At 49.2% G+C, this 21,490-nt stretch carries 23 protein-coding genes; 9 read left to right on the top strand and 14 right to left on the bottom strand.

Going from position 1 to position 21,490, the window contains the following annotated elements; translation table 11 throughout:
* Positions 1-48: 48 nt before the first annotated feature.
* Positions 49-672, bottom strand: a complete 624-nt coding sequence (locus AB1L17_RS23225; protein ID WP_412847336.1) for a YitT family protein — start codon at positions 670-672, stop codon at positions 49-51.
* Between the two features lie 284 nt (positions 673-956).
* Between AB1L17_RS23225 and AB1L17_RS23220 the strand changes: the two genes are divergently transcribed.
* Positions 957-2,321: a hemolysin family protein gene (locus AB1L17_RS23220; protein WP_412847337.1), complete on the top strand. Its 1,365-nt coding sequence runs from the start codon at positions 957-959 to the stop codon at positions 2,319-2,321.
* Between the two features lie 70 nt (positions 2,322-2,391).
* Positions 2,392-4,773, top strand: coding sequence for a UvrD-helicase domain-containing protein (locus AB1L17_RS23215; protein ID WP_412847376.1), 2,382 nt, complete (start codon positions 2,392-2,394; stop codon positions 4,771-4,773).
* Between the two features lie 147 nt (positions 4,774-4,920).
* On the opposite strand, the gene fabI is transcribed toward AB1L17_RS23215, so the two are convergent.
* The 3 genes from fabI to AB1L17_RS23200 all read right to left on the bottom strand — a co-directional run bounded on the left by fabI (position 4,921) and on the right by AB1L17_RS23200 (position 6,757).
* The gene (gene fabI, locus AB1L17_RS23210) at positions 4,921-5,694 is read right to left on the bottom strand and encodes an enoyl-ACP reductase FabI (RefSeq protein ID WP_106782677.1); all 774 of its coding nucleotides are present in this window, start codon (positions 5,692-5,694) and stop codon (positions 4,921-4,923) included.
* Positions 5,695-5,824: 130 nt separating this feature from the next.
* Positions 5,825-5,992, bottom strand: a complete 168-nt coding sequence (locus AB1L17_RS23205; RefSeq protein WP_412847339.1) for a hypothetical protein — start codon at positions 5,990-5,992, stop codon at positions 5,825-5,827.
* Positions 5,993-6,031: 39 nt separating this feature from the next.
* Positions 6,032-6,757 carry a ZIP family metal transporter gene (locus AB1L17_RS23200; protein ID WP_412847340.1) on the bottom strand — a complete coding sequence of 242 codons (726 nt, stop codon included), beginning with the start codon at positions 6,755-6,757 and terminating at the stop codon, positions 6,032-6,034.
* 238 nt (positions 6,758-6,995) lie between these two features.
* Between AB1L17_RS23200 and AB1L17_RS23195 the strand changes: the two genes are divergently transcribed.
* Together AB1L17_RS23195 and AB1L17_RS23190 are read left to right on the top strand one after the other, a co-directional pair.
* Complete coding sequence (locus AB1L17_RS23195; protein WP_412847341.1) at positions 6,996-7,613, top strand: MerR family transcriptional regulator; 618 nt, start codon at positions 6,996-6,998, stop codon at positions 7,611-7,613.
* Between the two features lie 154 nt (positions 7,614-7,767).
* Complete coding sequence (locus AB1L17_RS23190; RefSeq protein ID WP_412847342.1) at positions 7,768-8,856, top strand: HD-GYP domain-containing protein; 1,089 nt, start codon at positions 7,768-7,770, stop codon at positions 8,854-8,856.
* A 31-nt stretch (positions 8,857-8,887) separates the two neighbouring features.
* Here the strand turns inward: AB1L17_RS23190 and AB1L17_RS23185 are convergent, their stop codons facing one another.
* Positions 8,888-9,568, bottom strand: coding sequence for a TerC family protein (locus tag AB1L17_RS23185; protein WP_412847343.1), 681 nt, complete (start codon positions 9,566-9,568; stop codon positions 8,888-8,890).
* Positions 9,569-9,662: 94 nt separating this feature from the next.
* On the opposite strand from AB1L17_RS23185, the gene AB1L17_RS23180 reads away from it, so the two are divergent.
* The 4 genes from AB1L17_RS23180 to AB1L17_RS23165 all read left to right on the top strand — a co-directional run bounded on the left by AB1L17_RS23180 (position 9,663) and on the right by AB1L17_RS23165 (position 12,022).
* The gene (locus AB1L17_RS23180; RefSeq protein WP_412847344.1) at positions 9,663-10,184 is read left to right on the top strand and encodes an ADP-heptose synthase; all 522 of its coding nucleotides are present in this window, start codon (positions 9,663-9,665) and stop codon (positions 10,182-10,184) included.
* A gap of 199 nt (positions 10,185-10,383) precedes the next feature.
* Positions 10,384-11,127 carry an AzlC family ABC transporter permease gene (locus tag AB1L17_RS23175; RefSeq protein WP_412847345.1) on the top strand — a complete coding sequence of 248 codons (744 nt, stop codon included), beginning with the start codon at positions 10,384-10,386 and terminating at the stop codon, positions 11,125-11,127.
* Entirely contained in the window at positions 11,124-11,435 is a 312-nt protein-coding gene (locus tag AB1L17_RS23170) for a branched-chain amino acid transport AzlD family protein (protein WP_412847346.1), read from the top strand. The genes AB1L17_RS23175 and AB1L17_RS23170 overlap by 4 nt, the downstream gene beginning before the upstream one ends.
* A gap of 107 nt (positions 11,436-11,542) precedes the next feature.
* The gene (locus AB1L17_RS23165) at positions 11,543-12,022 is read left to right on the top strand and encodes a chemotaxis protein CheW (RefSeq protein WP_412847347.1); all 480 of its coding nucleotides are present in this window, start codon (positions 11,543-11,545) and stop codon (positions 12,020-12,022) included.
* A 55-nt stretch (positions 12,023-12,077) separates the two neighbouring features.
* Here the strand turns inward: AB1L17_RS23165 and AB1L17_RS23160 are convergent, their stop codons facing one another.
* From AB1L17_RS23160 to AB1L17_RS23130, 7 genes are all read right to left on the bottom strand, one after another.
* The gene (locus AB1L17_RS23160) at positions 12,078-12,746 is read right to left on the bottom strand and encodes a hypothetical protein (RefSeq protein WP_409174864.1); all 669 of its coding nucleotides are present in this window, start codon (positions 12,744-12,746) and stop codon (positions 12,078-12,080) included.
* Positions 12,747-12,795: 49 nt separating this feature from the next.
* On the bottom strand, positions 12,796-13,392 hold the full coding sequence (gene thpR / locus AB1L17_RS23155) for an RNA 2',3'-cyclic phosphodiesterase (RefSeq protein ID WP_412847348.1): 597 nt from the start codon (positions 13,390-13,392) through the stop codon (positions 12,796-12,798).
* Positions 13,393-13,456: 64 nt separating this feature from the next.
* Positions 13,457-13,939: a hypothetical protein gene (locus AB1L17_RS23150; RefSeq protein ID WP_412847349.1), complete on the bottom strand. Its 483-nt coding sequence runs from the start codon at positions 13,937-13,939 to the stop codon at positions 13,457-13,459.
* Between the two features lie 148 nt (positions 13,940-14,087).
* Positions 14,088-15,128 (bottom strand): hypothetical protein, encoded by a 1,041-nt coding sequence (locus tag AB1L17_RS23145; RefSeq protein ID WP_412847350.1) that lies wholly within the window; start codon positions 15,126-15,128, stop codon positions 14,088-14,090.
* Positions 15,129-15,132: 4 nt separating this feature from the next.
* A complete protein-coding gene (gene surE / locus AB1L17_RS23140; protein WP_412847351.1) occupies positions 15,133-15,930 on the bottom strand; it encodes a 5'/3'-nucleotidase SurE in 798 nt (265 codons plus the stop codon).
* 131 nt (positions 15,931-16,061) lie between these two features.
* On the bottom strand, positions 16,062-16,493 hold the full coding sequence (locus tag AB1L17_RS23135) for a tellurite resistance TerB family protein (protein WP_412847352.1): 432 nt from the start codon (positions 16,491-16,493) through the stop codon (positions 16,062-16,064).
* Between the two features lie 104 nt (positions 16,494-16,597).
* The gene (locus AB1L17_RS23130; RefSeq protein ID WP_412847353.1) at positions 16,598-18,400 is read right to left on the bottom strand and encodes an SgrR family transcriptional regulator; all 1,803 of its coding nucleotides are present in this window, start codon (positions 18,398-18,400) and stop codon (positions 16,598-16,600) included.
* Between the two features lie 130 nt (positions 18,401-18,530).
* Between AB1L17_RS23130 and AB1L17_RS23125 the strand changes: the two genes are divergently transcribed.
* Positions 18,531-19,754 (top strand): MDR family MFS transporter, encoded by a 1,224-nt coding sequence (locus AB1L17_RS23125; protein ID WP_412847354.1) that lies wholly within the window; start codon positions 18,531-18,533, stop codon positions 19,752-19,754.
* A gap of 8 nt (positions 19,755-19,762) precedes the next feature.
* Here the strand turns inward: AB1L17_RS23125 and AB1L17_RS23120 are convergent, their stop codons facing one another.
* Entirely contained in the window at positions 19,763-20,560 is a 798-nt protein-coding gene (locus AB1L17_RS23120; protein WP_412847355.1) for an ABC transporter ATP-binding protein, read from the bottom strand.
* Positions 20,553-21,488: an ABC transporter permease gene (locus tag AB1L17_RS23115; RefSeq protein ID WP_412847356.1), complete on the bottom strand. Its 936-nt coding sequence runs from the start codon at positions 21,486-21,488 to the stop codon at positions 20,553-20,555. The genes AB1L17_RS23120 and AB1L17_RS23115 overlap by 8 nt, the downstream gene beginning before the upstream one ends.
* Between the last annotated feature and the right edge of the window lie 2 nt (positions 21,489-21,490).

Genomic DNA, 21,490 nt, shown 5'->3' with positions numbered 1-21,490 from the left:
CCGCTCGAATATCTCTTGTTCTTGCTCACATACATAAGTGGAGAACGCTCAGCGCTTAAGTCGCGAACGAAGCGGGCCAATAATCGTATAAGGCGGCAAAGGTCGCCCAAGTCCACTAAACATATGTGTTGTTGCCGCAACGGCGACAATCGTCAACAAGGAGAAAATCATTCGCTCCATCCCGATTGTCTGAATCGAGCATAGTACAATCAAGCCATCTATGAAAAAAATCAGCAAGGCAACTCGCAGCTTGTACCTTCTGGCTAAAAATTGCGCGAGCAGGTCTGTCCCGCCTGTATTCGTTTCGTAGGCAAGCATCAAACCGATCCCCATCCCGATTAACACGCCGCCAGTAACTGCGGAAACAGATGTTGACCACACATTCCAAGCTCGCAGGTCCGAGAGAATATCAATAAAAAAAGCAGAAATCAGCATGCCGTGAAAGCTGTGCAAGAACAATCTGCGATCATAAAAAAAGACGATGACATACACAGGAATACTGACCATAATCATCACGAGCCCCGGCGGCATCTGCATGTAATACGTCGCCAACAATCCAATCCCGATCATGCCCCCGTCCATCAGGCGATGCGGAACCAAAAACAGGTTGACTCCCAGACCTAAAAGCACGCTTCCTGTGAGAATCGCTACACTTTTTTGCAGCCAGTACACGTTGCTCCCCTCCTCGGACCGTGCTCGTTTATGTGTATGATCTGAACGATTCAGGTATGTCCAAGCATTGGCTGGAATGCGCTCGATCTACTCGGAACGTTTTGACTGTTCGGTTGACCTATTGGTATACTTACGAGTAACAAGAAAACCTATATCGTAGCCTAGTTAAAGGAACAGTGGCTACCTGTATATAACGAATATTTATCCGTTTTTGGTCGTACATGTAAAATACCATTATCGTATCGGAGGTGAATTCTCCACCTTTCGCACTGCGGGAGGCGGAGGTGTGCTTGGAGAGTCCGATAGGGGAGATTACGCTGAATCTGCTGCTCGTGGTGTTTTTGGTTCTTCTGAACGGCTTCTTCGTCGCAGCAGAATTCTCGTTGGTAAAAGTTCGCCAAACTCGTCTGACCCAGCTCGTAAGTGAAGGCAACAATAATCGTGCCCGCTACGCACAAAAAGTCACGCGAGAGCTCGACGCCTATCTGTCCGCCTGCCAGCTCGGAATTACACTGGCTTCGCTCGGATTAGGCTGGGTCGGTGAACCTGCCGTCGCCCATTACGTCGCGCCCATCATGGCATTTTTTCAATTCCCTTCTTATTTGGTCGGTCCGACCTCACTAGCGATCGCCTTTGCTATTATCACATTTTTACATATCGTTTTCGGAGAGCTTGCGCCTAAGTCATTGGCGATTCAAAAAGCGGAGGCCACTTCCCTGTGGACCGCCGCACCGCTCATGTTTTTTTACAAGCTGAGCTATCCGCTCATCTGGTTTTTAAACGGAGCAGCCAATCTGCTGATCAGACGCTTAGGGATAGAGCCTGCCACCGAAAACGAATCCGCTCATACGGAAGAAGAAATTCGCCTTCTCATGAACCAGAGTCATAAAAGTGGTCATATTGACCAAACCGAGATGGCGTTAGTCGATAATGTGTTCGTGTTTTCCGAACGTCTTGCCCGGGAAATCATGATCCCACGGATTGATATGATTTGCCTTTACGATGACAACACCTTTGACGAAAACCTCGCAATCATGAGAGAATCGCGCCATTCACGCTTTCCCGTCGCGCATGAGGATAAGGACAGGCTGATTGGCTTTGTGCACACCTCCGATTTTTACCTTTCTGCGTTGACGACCGGCCAGGCAGAGCTAAAAGATTTCCTCCGCCCCTTACTCACGGTACCGGAGTCAATGGAGATTAGCCATGTCCTGCGCTTAATGCAAAAACGTCGTTCCCAAATCGCCATCGTCATTGATGAGTACGGCGGAACGGCAGGGATCTTAACAATGGAGGACATTTTGGAGGAGATCGTCGGGGATATTCAGGATGAGTTCGATGAAAATGAACGCCCTGAAATTGAAGAAAGCGCCAGCAATACGCTCTCGGTTTCCGGTAAAACTCTCTTGACAGAACTGAATGATTACATCACGATTGAGGTCGTTTCCGACGAAGTGGATACCATTGCCGGCTGGCTGTACAGCCAGTTAAACGAAGAGGTAGCAAAGGGCAAAACCGTCACGTTTCAAGGCTATCTTTTTACAATCAGTGAACTGGAAAACCATCGCATTACACGGGTGAGCATTACATACCTGGGAGCAGAAGAATCTTCTTCTCTGCCTGAGGGTATCATGTCGCTGCACTCCTAATCGTACTCTCAACAATAATGGCAAGTGTCCCCTGCCGACAGGGGGCACTTCTTGTTTCCGAGGTGTCATGATGAACTATGCCTTACTAGACAACAAACCCATCCTGTTGCTACCCGAGAACTACAACCGCATACCGTATTGGCGTATGGCTGCCCGACAGGACAAGGTACGCTGTCCAGCCTGTGCATCGGCGCTTCGTCTTCACGCTGGCATCAGCTTTGAGCCTTACTTCAGCCATTCAGAAGGAGCTGAATGCCCGCTCCTGACAGAAAACGGTCCTGCTCCCCTCGATTCGTTGCATGCAATAGATGAGACAGCTGCAACTGCCTTTCAGTCTGTCTTGGCTGCTACAGAGGAACCACTCGCTTTCTCGACCCAGGAGCAAAGTGAGCCAGTCTTAGACGAAGAGAATCCAACTACGATTGGCTCTTTACGCCTTCCGAAAAAAAGGACGATAGGTACGAGCACGACACCTCCCCCACCAGCTGCTAAGCCGCCGGTTTTCCGCAAACGCTTGATGCCGAAGAAAACCATCTCGCACATGGCTGAGCAAATGCGCGATCACTCGCTGCACCCGGGACAGCAGCGAGCGGTCCACACGACCGAGGGGCCTTTGCTTATCCTCGCCGGAGCAGGCAGTGGCAAGACGCGCGTCATGACAGCACGCACGACTCACCTCATTTCGGACCTAGGCGTCAAGCCGAATCAAATCATGGTCGTGACCTTTACGACGAAGGCTGCAGATGAAATCCGCCAGCGCATTGCCCGGCAGCTTCCCGCTGGACAAGCACGTGAGCTGATTGCCGGAACGTTCCACAGCATCTTTTATCGAATGCTCTTGCATCATCAGCCAGAACGCTGGGATCAGCAGCGTCTCTTGAAAAAAGATTGGCAAAAATGGCGGCTCATGCGTGAAACGGGCGCACTGCTTGGTCATGACGACCTTGTCACGTTAAAAGAAACGGAGATCACGGAAGCACTCGGCATCGTCAGCAGGTGGAAAAACGAATATATCCTCCCACAAGAGGTCGCGTATCGCGAAGCGACTACCGATGCAGAAAAGCGGGCGATCCAGCTATATCCGCTGTACGAGGCAACGAAGAAAAAGCATAATTGGTTTGATTTTGACGACATGCTCATTGGCTGCTACGAAATGCTGCGCGATGATGCTCCGCTTTTGCGCCGTTACCAGGAGCGTATTGCCTATGTCATGGTCGATGAGTTTCAGGATATCAATCGCATTCAGTACGAGACAGTCAAGCTGCTCGCCGCTCCGCAAAACAATTTGTGCGTGATTGGTGATGACGACCAGTCCATTTACGGCTTTCGCGGCAGTGATCCGCAGTACATCTTGGGCTTTACCAAAGACTTTCCGCAGGCGACGACATTCACACTGGAGGTCAATTACCGTTCCCACTCGTCGATTGTCAGTCTTGGCTACTCCCTGATCGGTCACAACCGGGAGCGCTGGATAAAAGAATGCCAGTCCTTTCATCACGAGGAAGGCGACACGTATATATTCGAGCCTGAAGACGAAGAGGAACAAGCTTCCCGTATCGTAGATGAAATTGTCCAGCGTCGCGAGCATGGGGCGATACTGGGGGAATGCGCAGTCTTGTACCGCACCAACGAATCTGCGCGACCGATCTTGGAGCGCCTGAGCGAGGCCGGTATTCCTTTTCATTACACACAAGAAGAAGATTCCTTTTACCAGCGCCAGACGGTTCGCTGGACGCTTCACTATTTACGGCTCGCATTGAACCCGGATGACACCGATGCGCTCAAAGAAATACTGCCGACCCTCTACATCTCAGGAGAAATGTGGAATGCCCTGCGCAGCCAAGCGATCATCGAAGACAAGCCCATCCTGCACGTTCTTCCGCATTTGACACAGCTCAAGCCGTATCAACGCAAGCACATGCAGCACATCAACGAGATTCTCACTGCATGCAAGGATGTTCCGCCTGCCCAGGCCATAGAGCTCATCTATGAGGATGGCAAGCTGCGCGACTATCTGAAAAAACGCGCGAAAGACCGGGAAGATGGCCGGGAACGTTGGAGTGACGAGCTGCAGCAAATTTTGGCGGCGTCCAAGCGCCATGCGACCATTCGCGATTTTTTGGCTTATATCGATCAGATGGCACGACAAGAAAAAGAGTGGCGCACGATGCGACCACTCCCGGACGAGGCTGTACATGTATTAAGCATCCATCGAGCAAAGGGTCTTGAATACGACCACGTCTTCTTGCCCGATCTGGTGGAAGGTGCCCTTCCTCACGAGTACACATTGGATGAACTGCGAAAAGGCGGCTCCGGTGCCCTCGAGGAAGAACGTCGCCTCTTATACGTCGCGATTACCCGGGCCCGTCACAGCCTGTGTATCGGTATCCCCCGGGAGCGATTCGGTAGAAAGACCCGCACCTCCCGATTCATCGCCGAGATGGGCAGGTAAGTACTGAAAGCCACCGCCCATATAAATCAAGAACTCTTCCATGTTCGTAATCAATGGAAACACAAAACAGGCCCCCTTTTACGCATTTTTGGTATAGTATGCGTGGAACGGGGGCCTGTTATTCTTTTTTGGTAAATGTACTTCGGGTTAGCCGCCCATGATGCTGTAGCCAGCATCGACGTGCAGAATTTCACCTGTAATTCCTCTGGAGAGATTGCTGAACAAGAAGAGAGCTGTGTCGCCTACTTCCGATTGATCAATCGTACGGCGCAATGGAGCTTTTTCCTCAATTTCTTTCAGGACGGCGTTGAAATTGCGGATTCCTTTTGCAGCCAGCGTACGGATTGGACCAGCGGAGATCGCATTGATGCGGATGTTCTCTTTGCCCAGATCGTTCGCCAAATAACGAACAGATGCATCAAGAGCAGCCTTGGCTACACCCATCACGTTGTAGTTCTGAATCACACGCTCGCCACCCAAGTAAGTCAAGGTCACGATGCTTCCACCCTCTGTCATCAACGGACGAGCTGCACGAGCAACTGCAACCAGGGAGAATGCGCTGATGTCTTGCGCCAGTGCGTAGCCTTCACGGGATGTGTTGACATACTCACCTTCGAGCTCTTCTGTCTTCGCAAACGCGATGCAGTGAGCAAGACCGTGAATGACGCCCACTTTTTCTTTGATTACAGCAAAAGCTGCTTCGACATCCTCATCCTTCGTGACATCGCAATTGACCAACAGCGACTCTACGCCCAATTTTTCTGTGAGCGCTGCCACGTTTTCACGAAGACGCTCTCCTTGGTATGTAAAAATCAGATTCGCTCCAGCATTATGTAAGGATTGCGCAATTCCCCAGGCAATGCTGCGGTGGTTCGCTACACCCATGATGACGATGTTCTTTCCTTGCAACAATGTATTCATTATGTATTTGCCCCTTTCCCAACTTATTCCCCTGCATTATAACCGATCTTGTCCAAGGATACGAGAGGCGATAATCGAGAGGAGAAAACGAAAGGGGCTGTGAAAAGACAAAAGCCATAGGAAATACGACTTAATCTGTGCTTGCAGGCTGATCGGTTGGCGCAGGTAGCGCTTCAAAAGAAGCCCAAGATTCCTGTAATGGATTCAGCGAAGTCCCCATGACCGGGAATTCAGTCAGTGACTGCAATAGATCATCTGATTGCAGTTGCTCTTGATGGTTCATGCTGTCAGTCCACACTCCCTTCCTCCAGACTAGACTGGCTTGGAAGATGGCTTTTTATGCATGCAAGTGGTTCGCGTGCAAATATGCAGACAGAATCAAATACACGGCCATGGCTCCGACAAAGTACACCCCGTACTGTGCCTTTTTGGTTTGCCCGATATAAGGGACGAGATGACTGGCTGATACATACAAAAAGATCCCGGTTGTCATCGCCAACATGACCCCGGACCAATTCGGCGGAAACATTCGCTCAGCAAATCCGAAGCTTAGCGCTCCCGCAATCGTCGCGATTCCGAGAGATGTCGCCCCCCAAATTGCTTTTTTCCTCGAGTTAGTCGCTGCGAGCAAAAGGGAGGCAATCGTAACGCCATCCGGGATTTTATGCAGCAGCATAGCGACCAGTACAGATACCCCTACTTCGGAATCCATCCGCAGGCTAGCGATCAGTGAGACCCCTTCGACAAATGCATGCAGCAAAAATCCGGTCATGACCCCGATGACTCCTGTGGACCCAAACTCTCCGCTAGACTTACTGATTAATTCCAAAGCAAAAAGCGTCACAAAGCCAACAAGCACAAACGGCATCATCCACAAGCTCTGGTCGGAAAAGACATGCGGCATCAAATCTAGCAGCGTAATCGCCAGCAGAAGCCCTGCGCCAGCACTAATCATCGCAAACAACGCCTCGGATGACCAGGCACGCAGGCATAACAGCAGTCCCCCGATACTGCTCGCCAAGGCAGCAGTCAAGAGAACTATCCAGAAAACAGATTGCATCATCTGGCCCTCTCCTCACCCAATGAGCAAAGACATGTATACTCATACTCCTTCCATATTACGCGCCTGTCCCGGTCATTATGAGTAGCCTACTGAATCTGACAAAATACGACGATCTGTCCAAATCGGACGAAACTCCACTACTTTTTAGAACCTTTGTCGATTCTCTCTTACCCGGAAAATTTTGGTGCTATAATGAGTCCACCGGGAATACCGAGAGGAAAAAAAGGAGTGATTCTGGATGGATGTACAAGTTTGGATGGCTTCAAAAGAGGTAGCTGATCGCCTTGATGTGCATGTTCGTACACTACGAAATTGGCTGGACTTGTTCGTACCTGCACAGGAACGTCTGAAAAATCCGCAGGGTCACTATTTGATCAGCGAAGCAGGCTTTGAACTGCTTAAAGAAGTGAAGGAACGAAAAGATAATGGCAACAGCTCGTTAAAAGAAATTCAGCGCCAACTAATAGAAGAAGGACGCCTGTCCGAGGAAATGCTCATGGAAGAAGAGCTTGCGGGTGCAGAAGAGACCGCGGTCACACTCAGTGCCACCAATAAGCTCGGAGCGGGAATGCGAGAAATGGAATTGTCCGTCCAAGAGGCGTTGGTCCAGTTTCAACAGGAGCTGACACAACTGTCCTCCATGAACAATATGCAAACAACCATCCTCCAAAAAATTGCTGATATCGAAGAAATGCAAGAATCACTTCGCTTGGAAATGCGTCGTGTTACGTTTGAAATGGATCTCATGCAACAGCGCTTGACTCGTCGAAAAGAGCGTTATGCCCGCCACGAGCCTCGCTGGTCACTCAATCCATTCCGCTGGTTCACACGTTCGGATCGCGCTGCCGAACAATAATCATTTTTTCTGATACGGAAAAAAATGACAATTACAAGAAGTAAATCGACAGCGGTAGTCTCACATCCTTTTATTATGATAAAATGGTACTACATTAACTGACTGAAAATCAGGACTATTTACATTCTGTTGAAAAAGGACTGGGGCTTTCGTTGTGAGAAAATTGCATATTACTTCGGTGAAGCCGGGTGATGTCATCGCCAAGAGCGTGTTTCAGGAAAATGGAAACGTTCTGTTGGGGATCGGGGTACAACTGACTCCCCGTTACATCGAACGGCTGGTTCAATTGGGAATTGATACCCTTTACATTCAAGACAAGCACACGGAAGATATCATGCCGGAAGATGTAATCCGCGATGAGACGCGAAAAGAAGCGGTGGATGCCGTGTACAAAACGATGACCACCCTCATGGATCAGCCACAGATCAAGCGCCGTACGTCCGTTCCTGATTTCGGGAGCAGTTTTCAAAAGGTTTTTCGGGAAATCTTTCAAGATTTGAGTGGCCGCAAAGACATCTTGGTCAACCTGTCCAGTCTGCACGTGTTGGATGGCTACCTTTTTCACCACGCTGTCAATGTCGCGATTTTATCAGGCGTGGTAGGTATGGCCAAGGGCTACAATCAACAGCAGATGATGGAGTTAGGTATTGGGGCTCTTTTATTCGATATCGGCATGACGCAGGTTCCCAAGGAGCTCTGGAGCATGAGAACCGAGCTAAGTGCAGAGGATCGTCAGCGCGTTCAATACCATACCGAAGAAGGCTTCAATATTTTGCGGAATCAACACAATATCTCCGTCGTCTCTGCACACTGTGCCCTACAGCACCACGAGCGATACAACGGAACCGGTTATCCCCGTCAGCTCTGTGAGAAAAACATTCACGAGTATGCACGGATCGTCGCAATCGCAGATGTTTACGATGCCCTTGTTTCCCCACGTCCGTTTCGGAAAAGCTACTCGCCGAGCGATGCTACCGAGTACTTGTTTGCAACGGGGAATACGTATTTCGACCTCGATCTGCTTAAGCTATTCCTGCAGCACGTCGCTATTTATCCGATAGCTTCTACCGTCTTGCTAAGTACAGGGCATACGGGTGTCGTTTCCAAGGTGAACGCGCTTGCAGTGAATCGACCGACGATCCGTATTCTTACCAATGAAGATGGATCTGAAGTAGCCGTCCCTTATGAAATCGATCTCTACGATAAAGATTGGATGAGCGTTACGATCGTCAAAACATTATAGCCCCCCAAAAGAAAACTGAGAGTCCTTCATCTCAGTTTTTTGCTGTACTCCGACTGTTCACTTGCGTACGCTGCCAATACCCCGCAACGAGTACGAGAGCAACCAGCCCGATTTTGATTGCATATTCCAGCCACACTCTCCCCGCGAGCCACTCATGCACCGTTTCCTCCATCAAAATCATGTTCGCTGCGGTAACAGCCAGAACACCCGCACCAGCATAAACAAGCCAGGCGAAGCGCTCCATTGCTTTTAGAATGAGCTGACTGCCAAAAATCATGAGAGGCACACTGATGAGAAGTCCCAAAACGATGAGGACGATATCCCCCTTCGCCGCTCCCGCAATGGCGAGTACATTGTCCAGCCCCATCATCACATCTGCCACGACAATCGTCCTGACCGCTTGAACCAAATCTTCACTAGAGTCGATTGCCTCCTCCCGGTCATCCTCTCGCAGCAGGTTGTAGCTGATCCATAGCAGAATCATACCGCCGATGATGTACAAATACGGGATTTTCAATAAATAAACAGCAAGAATCGTAGCAATCACGCGTACGATGATAGCAAGAAACGTTCCCCACAAAATTGCTTTTTTCCGTTGTTCGGAAGGAAGCCTCCGACAAGCGATGGCAATGACTACTGCATTATCTCCACTGAGCACGATGTTGATCGTGATGATAAGCAAGAGCGATGAAAAAAAGGCGGATTCGAACAAATGGATACTCCCTCCCTGTACGATTTGCCCTACTCGCCACCCTTGTCCGGTGGCCCCGATATTTTGTATGATGGTAACGAGGAGGGTTGTCGAAATGTCGAAACAATTCGTTATTGAAGCGATCATGTTGGCTATCTACGGGGAGTTGATGGTCCCATCGCAACCAGTAGAATATCTGATACCCGCGTCGACAATCTATGAATTGGACGAATTTATCCAGAGTCCTGAACCTATCATGCCCTATTCTGGTGATGATCAGTATGTGCGCCAGATTATGAAGGAAATGAGCCAGTTTTTTGCCGATCCATTCAACCGCAAGCGAATGGAAAAAGGACTGATTGCCCCATGGTCCAAAGTTCCTTTTACATTTCCGAACGGGGTAACCCTGACGGTTGTGAAAGTAGAAGACAATGCTATGTGGGGAGAAATATTTGATCCTGTAGAGACGCAGCTATTACTGACATCCATGCGCTATGAGGCCCCACTGCTGACTGACCAGCCTGATTATCAGGATCGGATATTGGAATATATCGTGCCTGTTCAATTTTACGATGTGGACGATTTTGATTTTGCGCTCGAACAAGGAATCTCGTTGAACGATCTTCGCGAGCCTTAAACGACAACAAACAGACCGATGAGCCTACGCTTGTCGGTCTGTTTGTTTCTGATGGCTTTTTATCAAAAGAAAATTGGCTCTTTTATTTTTCGTTCATTATGCGTATAGTGAGACAAATAAGCAGCTTGCCGCGCGTATTCCGAATGAGAAGCGGAAGGGTAATCAGTCAGGTTTTGCAGAGTCAAAAGGAGGATTCACCATGAAAGTGTCACAACATTCCGCACAATCACTTCGGCAAGGCGTCTGGGATGCCCTGCCTCTCATAGCAAGCTATATTTTATCTGGGGTTATTTTCGGCATGATGGCATTGGCAGCAGGACTTACTACATGGGAAAGCATCGCTATGTCTTTTTTTGTATACACAGGGGCTGCACAGTACAGCGCGATCGCGATGATCACGGAAAATACGGGCATGTGGGCCATTATTATTACCACCTGCCTTCTAAATACCCGCCATTTTTTGATGGCTCTCTCCGTATCTCCTTACTATCAGCGATTTTCTGCTGGGCAAGTAAATACACTGGCCTTTTATATGACCGATGAGCAGTACGCCGTCACACTCAATCGTTTTCGTCATCATCCACCTGACGTTGCTTACATCGTCGGCGTAAGTATTTCCTTGCATTTCTGTTGGGTTATGGGCACGTGGCTTGGAGCAGTAGCAGGACAATGGATACCTGATCCGGAGAAATTAGGGCTTGGCTTTAGCTATATTGCTATGTTTATTGCACTCTCTTATTTTCAGCTCACTTCCATTACTCGCATCTTCACATTTCTGTTATGTGGCGGCTTAGCTGTCGGCGTAGCCATGATATTGCCGAACGGGCTTCATCTATTGGTAGCAGGTCTCGTTGCATTTCTTATCGGCTATGCGCTGCCGAGTGACCAGAAGGAAGAGCCGAATCTCGATACGAATTCCGCGCAAGGAGCTGAGACTGCATGAGCATGTTCTGGTTGTTTGTCATCATGGCAATCGCCACTTATATTTCGAGGCGTGCCTTTTTACGCTTACCCGGTCACTGGATGTCGCCTCGCTTAAAAAACGGGCTGACCTTTATTCCTGTTGGAATCTTTGCCGCACTCATTTTTCCGGCGCTATTCGTCCAAAATCAAGAGCTCGTGTTTCAACCGATCCTGCTGATTGCGGGCGTTGCTTGCCTCATCGTCATGGCGTTGAGCAAAAATGCTTTTCTCAGCTTTGGTGTCAGCATGACCATTGTCGTTCTCGCTTCCTTGCAAATCATCCCCTGAAATAGTCCATAAGTCTTTGCCTCGGACAAAAAAACGTCCTGAGGAGGTTTGTCCATGGTACAATATGGGTAAAGACATGGAAAGCGGTCCGGGGAGGAATAGTGCACATGGAAATGACGAAAAGAAGCAACGGTACGGATTGGGACGCAGACGCTACAGTTGACCAACAGATTTTGTTTAAAATGGGGAACGAGTATTACGGACTGTCGATCTCGCTCGTACGTGAGATCATCAAGCCACTGCCCATCACGCGTTTTCCTAAATCACCACCCTATGTCGAGGGAGTTATTGATCTGCGCGGGCGGATCTTACCGATAATCAACTTGCGGAAAATGTTTGGCTTGGAGCCTTTGGAAGAAACGGATGATACACGTTTTGTTGATTTGCAGATGGACGGACTGAATATCGGGATCATCGTAGATGCTGTATCTGAGGTCATGAATATTCAGCAGAACTTGATCGAGCCTGCACCACCCATTATCGCCGGAGTGGAAGGCAAGTATTTGCACGGTATTGCCCGTCTGAACGACAAGCTGATCATGCTGCTTGATGTGGACGAGATTTTTGGACAGTGGAAAAAGAAATAAGTTGCAAAAAGCCCAGTGCCATCTTGCACCGGGCTTTTGTTCTCTTTTGTTCTCCTTACTCCCTGCCTCCGCTTGCTAAATAGGCATAGTTCACCCACACCATTTCTTCAATTCCCAATATTTCTTTGAACAGGTCAACCGAGTCGTACAACAGTGAAGCTCCCGTATCGTCATCGACGTTCGTCAAAAGCTGCAAGTCGAAAAGGGAACGTAACTGCTGAATCTGTTTCGGACCCACGATCCGACTAAAAGACTGCGGTTTGATTCGTGTGATGCCTTTACCTACCTCTCGCCGATACAACTCCGAACGCACTACCCTCTCCAGTATGTCTTCATACTTTTGCCGAACATCCTCGCTGTCTACGATTCCTTCCTGCAGGTCAATCTCCGGGTAAAGCCTGCCAAACTCGGCCTCCGCCATTTCTACATCGAGCGAGTAGCTAATTGTCGCTGACGCAACCTCGAAGCCTGCATCGAATAAACGAAAGCCCCAGCCATTATCCTCAGCGTCATGAAACCAGAGGAGGGGTACGAATTGCTTGGACAGTCTCAGCAAAAAATCAAGCGTCGTGGAGGTTTCCAGCCACTCATCCTGCAGGAAAAATGCGTTCCAGTCGCTGTTGACGTTTCTGTGGAAGTGTGGCTGCTCAGTCTTGGATAAGGCAATCAGTACTTTCGGTTCGTATTTGCGTGGATAAAGAATGCCGGTCGTGAACTCACCCATCCGTTTTCCACCGCTTTCTGGAAGGCTTCCCTGATCCTTTCTTCTTAGTCTATTCAGGCAACGCTTGTTTTTTGCTGTGATCTTTATCAAACGTGCTCGTGTGGATAATCGTATGTACCGCCCCCTGCGGCAACAACTCGGATCGATACAAATGGAATTGTCGCGCCTTCCATTGCGGTGGCTCCAGCGCTAGATAACGTTCATTCCAATCCGGGAGGGCAAGCTCATCCCCATCGCGATGTGGCCCGCGTGCCAGCGTAATATGCGGCCGATACCGCTTCCGATCGTAGGACAAGCCTTCATGCAATTCGAACCGTCTGCCCAACAGCAAATGAAGCTGCTGGAGAGGGGAGAGTTGACCGCGCAGTCCCAGCCAGAGCACACGTGGATGCAGGGCATTCGGAAAAACCCCGAAGCTGCCAATACGCAACGTAAATGGCTCGATGATCGCACTGACGATATCCATGTCTTCACAGATGGCTGGAACGAGCGAATCTTGGACTTCTCCGAGAAAATGCAAGGTCAAATGCAAATTGGAAAGAGACTGCCACCTGTCAGCGGTCACATCTTGCTTGAGCCGTTGTTGAACATCAGCAATATAAAGAGCAGCCTCGGCTGGAATATCTAATGCAATGAATAAACGCATTTCTTGCCTCCTTCGAAAAAAATAGCCCTCCAGTGACGGAGAGCCATTTCCCATTCATGCCGCGTTAGGCAGCCATCATCTTTCCGGTTACGATTCCCAAAACCGTCCTGACATATTCTGCAAGACGCTCCGATCCAGGCTGGTACGTAAAGCGCAAGGTCAGCTCACTATGACCAACATGACCGGCGGGAGGGATATTCCAGAAGTACTCCGCCTCCCCGAATAAAATCTCTTCTATCCGCTGCTTCTTCCCTTCGATATCGATACTCGGATCATGCGTCAATGAAAACTTCATCATGACAGAAAAGGAATCTGTCCAAACGTGATCACGCTTATGTAATTTACCATGAATAACAACGAGACCGGCTTCCCCCCACAGGTTGTACTCCAGCAAAGCCTGAAACTGCGGATGGACCTGTAGCTCTAGGGCAGGAAGCCCTCCTTCGATCGTAAGTGCATGACGTTGTGCCAGTTGCTCAATCTCCCTTTGAAAACGGTGGGCGCAATCAGAAACAGCCTGGAACAAATTGGGTTCTACAGCGTACATCGTCGTCACCTCTCCCAATGGATTGTCTGTCTTACTTATTTCGAATTCTCGCTTGTCGTATCCTTTGTTGAAAAATGACTTATTTACCCTTATTTCATCGAACAGCAAAAAATTCCGTGAAGAGTCTTTTTTCACAATCTCTCAACAATTACAGATAAGGAACTGGCATTCCTGGAAACGCTTTCGCAAACTCCTGCGCGAGACGCTTTTGTACGTCTTCATCCAGCTCCAAATGATAGAGGTGACCGCTTTCATAGCGCAAAAGTGGAAAGGCCCCCAGCTGCAAGGGAGAAGCGTCCTGCGTCTGCACATATTCCGGCAAGGTCATCAAAAAGCGTGAAAACGGGTTCGCTTCATCCTCCGACATATGAACCACCTCGAACAAATGCGAGAGACTGGGAGTCAGCACGATCATGACGTAATCGTCTGCTTCCGCCGCCCATACTGTAAAGGAAGTATCCCGGACTTCGCTTCGCGCGTGCCTTCGCATGACCCAGATAGCTTGCTGCACCGTACTCATCAATAAATGCTGGGCCCCCTCTTCACCATGAGTATCCCGCATGCGCTTGTACTGCAATACGAACGCCATCCCCGTTTCTGTGAAAACAGATGACGGCAAGCTCATCGCTGGTAGGCTTTCTGTTTCTTGCTCACGCACCTGTGCCTCTACGGGTAGTGTATCCGGTGTCCCCTCATAGAGCGCGCGAATCATCTCCTGCGTACGAGCCACTTCTGCTGGAGAAAAGGAGATCGCCTCTGAATAGATGTGGGTAAGCTCCCCATCCGCGTAAGCCAAGTAGTGCAGAGCGGCGTACGGCTGCTCAAGCAGTTGTAAGGCCATGCTCCTCTCTTCTGTGCGCGCAATATCGAACGTCAAGGGAAACCCTAGCGGATTCAATGGGTCCGACAGCGTCCAAATGACAGCAAGCAGTTTATTCTGATACGTCTTGAACTCGAGCGAAACGGCGTCTTTCGTCTGCTCACTGAAAGCATCCACCGACTCGAACACCAAATACAGCTCCACTTCACCTGTACCACTTAGACGGACAAAATAAGGAAGCCCCTCTTTTTCTGCCAGCTTGTACAAATCGTGATAAACAACAGGATCGAGAACCTCCCCCTGCGTTGACTCGTCTGGAGAACGCAGGGTGTCATCGGGAGTGAGCGGAGGGTAAAATTCCTCATTCATTTCTCTATTCCTCCTGTTTTCCCCATGCTTGCAGCATTGCCCAATTATCCATTTGTTTTAGTAGCGTCCGATCCGTTGCGTCAATGTGGACGGGGGTAATCGCGATATAGCCGTGCTTGAGCAAATCGTAGTCCAGCGGCTCTGCAAGCGGCATCACTTGAGGATATTCGCGCGCCAAATAATAGCCTTCCGCTTCTTCGCTGTATTTGTCTTCATAATGGTTCATAGACAAGGTAGCCGGCACCATGCCTTTTACCTCTGCAAACGGGACATGCGGAATGTTAATGTTCCAGAATACCTCCGACGCCAGCTCGCCTTTGATTGCCCGATCGCTGAATTCTTTTACGATTGGACGAATCATCTCCACTACATCGCCGTAATTGTCTTGATCGAACCAGTTATCATAGGAGAGCGCTACACCTGGAACCCCCAAGATAACCGCTTCTCTGGCACCGCTGCACGTACCGGAGTAATAAATGTCACGTCCGAGATTCGTCCCGACATTGATCCCCGAGAATACAATATCCGGCTTTTTGCCTTGTTCAAACAGGAGGTGATATGCAGCTTTTACACAGTCAGCAGGGTTGCCATTGATCGCCCACGCTTTCACTGGCATTCCATAAAAATCGCGCTGTTCAGGTGCAAGGGCACTACGATACGTGATTCCGTGTCCAACCCCGCTTTTTTCTTCGACTGGCGCCACTATATAGATCTCTGCCCCCTCCAGAGTGAGCAATGCTTCCACCAACCGCTTTATACCAAGAGCATCGATACCATCATCATTCGTAACCAAGATCCGCAAAATAAGGACTCCTCCTTCATCGATAGCCAAACAACTCGCTAAAACGATATTTTTCTTATTGTACTGTAGAAAACAAGGCCGCGCCAAGCTTCTGCCAAAATGAAAGGACCCCAATCATATTGGGGCCCCCGCTATTCACCTACAATTTCTTTCCAGCGTTCACGCCAGACAATGCCTTCGCGAATCCATTCTTCGACTTGCGCCTGCTTTTCCTCCGAGATTCCAATCAGGCAAGCGATCCGTGCAATCTCTTTTGTCTCTGACGGCGATAGCTTTCGATCGATCAATGCCATATGATACAGCTTGCGCATCATGACGAGCTTTTCTACTTGGGTCATGGCTACCAAGTCTTCCACGATGACCTCCGGACGCTTCGGATAGTCCATATCATCCATTAAAATTTGCCGTTCTTTCAATGTAAAATGCTCCGAATTCACGATTTCATGAATGCGGTCCATTTCTTTATTTCCTATATAACCGTCGGCGTGCCCGACGCAAATCATTAAGCGAATGGAAGCAAACAAAATGTGTTTGTCCTTTTCGATTTTGGTATACACCGGCATGGTTCCTCCTCAAAAAAAACGTAATGAACACGATAATATATCTACATAATTATAATACGATGAAAAACGAAAGCGGTTTCACACGATTATGTGACAAATTTATGCTATTCCCTAACAAAAATGCGCCTGAAATCAATCCAGCCATAGGCATCCAGACTAACCCCAGATAACCGCGGATGCGCAATCATTTCTACCCGATTTGAATACAAAGGGACAAACGTACTGTACGACGCAAGCGTATGCATGATGCTGTCCACGTAAGGTTGTCGGTCTTGTGATGTTTGGACAGACGCCATCTGGCTCATCAAATGTTCAATCTCTTCCTTTCCAAGCGGATCTAAATGATGAGAAATACTCAACGCACCCGCGTAAAGAAATTCTCGCAAAGACAGTTCCGCCCTCTCGTCCACATTGGCACTATCTACAACCAAATCTGCCTCTCGTAATAAGGAAGGCAAGGCAAGTTCTTCTGGGGACGCATACCTGATCTCTATGGCAATTCCGTATTCCTTGCACGAATTCAAAATCCACTCGGCATCTTCTACGTGATCGGGATCTGGATACGTATACAAGAGCAACGCCTCGCCCTGATATCCGCACGCTTCGAAAATACGAGCTAGCTCCCGTGAATCCGGCACCTCTTCTTTTTCATGGAACGAGTCGGCTCCACCCCAGATAACTGCACGCTCTCTCGCCCCCTGCAAATCCTGTCTCAAAGCTCGTCCACTTATCATCGAGGCAAGGAGCCTCCGAAACGCCCGATGTGACAGCGGACCATCCTTCGCCCCATTCAAGCTGACATATTGAAAACAATCTTCCAATCTGACAACGTCACTCCAAGCAGGATCGGACGTATCCCGTTGATAATCCAAAGCCGTTACAGACAGGAGCGTCTCATCTGCTTGTGCTTCCACGGCCATGCCAGGTACGCACCAGATTTCTATACGGTCCAAGAACGGCCGTCCTCCAAAATATGGCGTAAACACTTCCAGCACGAGCATGGAATCATCGTTTCGTACAACCCGGAACGGACCCGTTCCTACAGGCATTTGGGCAAATTGATCTCCCATCTGCTGGACGTAATCCTGGGGTACGATCGCCATATAGTCCTTACTCAACGCCTGCAAAAACAGTTCATCCCGTTCATGCAAGCATATCGTCAACACGTGGTCATCTTTCACCATGATGGACACAATAGAAGCGGCTAGCCAGCGATGTTTATAGGAATGCTCCATTAAGCGCAGCAACGAAAAGCGCACATCTTCCGCAACAAGCTGACGGCCATGATGGAATAAGACACCTTTTCGCAAGTAAAAAGTCCATTGCTTCCCTTCTTCACTTGCCTCCCAATAAAAGGCAATTGCTGGTTCAATTGTTCTCGTGACAGGATCAAACCGGACAAGACAATCAAAGAGATGCTTGACCATATGTGACTCGGAGCGCAAAACAATATGAATGGGATCAAGCCCTGCGAATGGTCGATTGTAAAACAAACGCAATGTATCTACTCTGCCTCTATTTCCCTTTTCCCTCATTACACGAGGTCCAAACTGACTATTCATCCATCGTGAAAAATTTTCATCTAAAGCCTGCAAATCTGAACGATATTGGTCAATCATCTCCCGTGCAGAACGGATTTCCCCTTTTTGCACGAGCTCCTTCGCTACAGTCAAAACCAGGTCTGCAGGCTCTAACATACATGTTATTACGGACCGATTCCCTCGCCCTCTCCCGGGCTGCCAGACAACCCACCCCTGGCTTTGCATTTTTTTCAAGGTCAAGGTTGCATTTCGCAATGTACAAAATAGAATCGCTGCTACCTCAGCTAATGATATGTCCAGCGGACGCCCAATCTCTTCAGTAGGTCGACCCGCACATAAACGAATGTATTGTTCAACTAGCTGCATCTTGCCACCACCATTTCCGCTAAAACATGAAAAAACGATTCGCCTAATCGTACGCTTTTTCTCCTGTCTTTGCCACCTTACAATTCTAAAAACACCAACGAACCGGAAAAGCCGGAGAAAGGACTATCTTATGACACATAATTCCAATGCTCTTAGCCGATTTATTGCTACGTATCCGACACTTCTATGGGTCCGGCTGTTCGGCGAAACACTCACTTCTTTATCCAGCGCGATGATTGCTCCGTTTCTTGTCCTGTACTTGAGCGAGAACGTCGGTGGCTCTGTCACCATGACCATGCTGGTGATTGGCTTGCAGCCCTTCTCCGAAATTTTGCTGACGTTATTTGCAGGGGGTGTCACGGACCGTTATCGCCGAAAAACGATCATGCTACTCGCCCTGTTCCTGCAAGGCTTCGCTATGCTCGGAATGGCTTGGGCAGACTCGATGCTGGGCTTTGCGATCCTGTACATCATCAACGGCGCTGGACGCTCCCTGTTTATCCCTGCCAGCCGCGCGCATCTGGCAGATACGATTTCCTCCGCACAAATGGCCGGCGCTTTTGCCCTTCTCAATACTTCTAGCAGCATCGGGGCCGCATTGGGACCTTTAGTCGGAGTCATCATTTACAAGTACGATCCTGCTATGGCATTTTTGTTTACTGCTATTTCGCTATTGGTCTATGCGGTTGCTGTCTGGTGGAAAATCCCGCAAACACCCCTGCCCGAAGCTCCTGCCGACGAAGCAGCAGGCGTTCATTCACGCGGCTCCTGGCACGCCTATCGACCTGCCCTTGCTATCATGATGTTGTCTTTGCCGATCAGCCTGTTTTACGCGCAAACGGAGACAAACCTCCAGCTTCATCTAAAAGACACGCTGCCAAATTATTTGCAAACGCTCGCCTTGCTCATTGCGGTAAAAGGTATGATGCTGCTCCTTTTCGAATATTTGCTCGTCAAATGGACACAGCACTTACCTGCCCGCCTGTTAATTAGTGGTTCATACATTTGTTTTCTCATCGTCGCATTGGGCTACGCCTTTATCGACAACGTACCTGTGCTACTCGCCCTGCAAGTGCTGCTCGTCATCGGTGAGAGCATCGGTCTGACTCAGCTGATGGCCTTCGTCACACGAATATCACCTGTCACGATGCGCGGACGCTACTTTGCCATCACCGGTACACACTGGGATATCTCCCGCACTTGCGGACCGTACCTGGGCAGCCTCGTCTTCCTTCATTATGGCGGAGGGATGCTTTTCACAATCGTTGCGGGGATCTTACTTATCGGTGCAGGCATGATGTACGTGTATCTTGCCAAGAACGAAAAAGCCTTCCCGCTTGAACAGGAAGGCTGAGTCTACCACTAGGTTAACAAAAAACGATCTTCACTGAAGCTTTCTCCACCGCGTGCTGTTTCGAAGGCTCGAAGCAGATCCTGCGGTTTCATCGTCCGTTTTTTCTCATCTGGAATATCGAGGATAATTCCCCCATCGTGGAGCATCAACAGTCGATTCCCCATGTTCAACGCTTGCTCCATATTATGCGTGACCATGATTGTCGTCAGTGTGTAGCGCTCCACGATTTTTTCCGTCAAATCCACAATGAGCTGAGCACGCTTTGGATCAAGTGCAGCTGTATGCTCATCGAGAAGTAATATCTTCGGCTCTGTGAAGGTAGCCATCAAGAGGCTAAGCGCTTGACGCTGACCACCTGAGAGGAAGCCTACCTTGGTCTTCAAGCGGTTTTCCAATCCTTGATCCAGTTGCTTGAGCTGCTCCCGGAACAGCTCTCGCTTGTGATTATTCACCCCAAAGCCCAATGTGCGGCGTTTTCCGCGTCCCAAAGCGATTGCCAAGTTTTCTTCAATCGTCATGTTTGGCGCTGTACCAGCCATTGGGTCCTGGAATACTCGTCCAATCAGTCCAGCCCGTTGATGCTCAGCCAAACGCGTCACATCTTTTCCGTCAATCGTGATCGAGCCGCTATCTGGGGTCAACCCGCCAGAGATCATGTTCATCATCGTTGATTTGCCGGCACCATTACTACCGATAACAGTGATGAAATCTCCTGGTTTGACGTGCAGATTGATGTCTCGAAGCGCGATCTTTTCATTCACGGTTCCTGCGTTGAATACTTTATTGACGTTCGTAATTTTAAGCATCGCTGTTTCCTCCCCTTACCGAGCGCACCGCTTGCTTTTTCCAGATGCCCTTGGCAATAGTTGGAACCGTCAGTGCAATAATAACAATCAACGCGGTAATCAGCTTCATGTCAGAAGGATTGAGTCCCGCATCTAGCGCCAATGCAATGACCAAGCGGTAAACAATCGAGCCGAGAATGACAGCGAGCGTCACTCTGAAAATCGAAGAGCTGCCAAACAGTACTTCCCCGACAATAACGGAAGCGAGACCGATGACGATCATCCCGATACCCATCCCTACATCCGCAAAACCTTGGTATTGAGCTACCCAAGCGCCAGCCAAAGCCACCAGACCATTTGAGAGCGCCAAACCGATGATGGTGGTCGAATCCGTGTTCACGCCAAAGCTGCGAATCATCTTCGAGTTGTCACCTGTCGCACGCAAATCCAGCCCCATATCCGTATGCAGGAACCAGTCAATTATCAGCTTCAGTACTATCACACCTACGATAAAGACGATGGCTACGCCAGACAGCAAGGGAATTCCACCCACAGTCAAATACGGAATGCCCAAATCCTTCACATAGGTGAACAACGTGTCTTCCCGCAAAAGAGGCAGATTCGCTTTTCCCATCACACGCAAATTGATCGAGTACAAGGCGATCATCGTCAAGATCCCGGCCAAAAGAGCGTTGATCTTTCCTTTGGTATGCAAGACGCCGGTAAAAGCCCCAGCCAACCCGCCGACGACGAACGCCAGCAGGGTAGCCAAAAACGGATTGGTTCCATCAATAATAAACTTGGCAGCGATAGCGCCACCCAAGGCAAAGCTACCATCTACGGTCAAGTCAGGAACGTTTAGGACTCGGAAGGTCAGATAAACACCGAGAGCCAAGATACCAAATAGCAAACCTTGCTCAATGGCTCCCATTATTGCCAGTTGATTCATAG

Source organism: Brevibacillus jepli (genome assembly GCF_047229145.1).
GTDB lineage: Bacteria > Bacillota > Bacilli > Brevibacillales > Brevibacillaceae > Brevibacillus.
The sequence above is the reverse complement of the archived record's forward strand: the minus strand, read 5'-3'. Positions and strand labels throughout refer to the sequence as shown.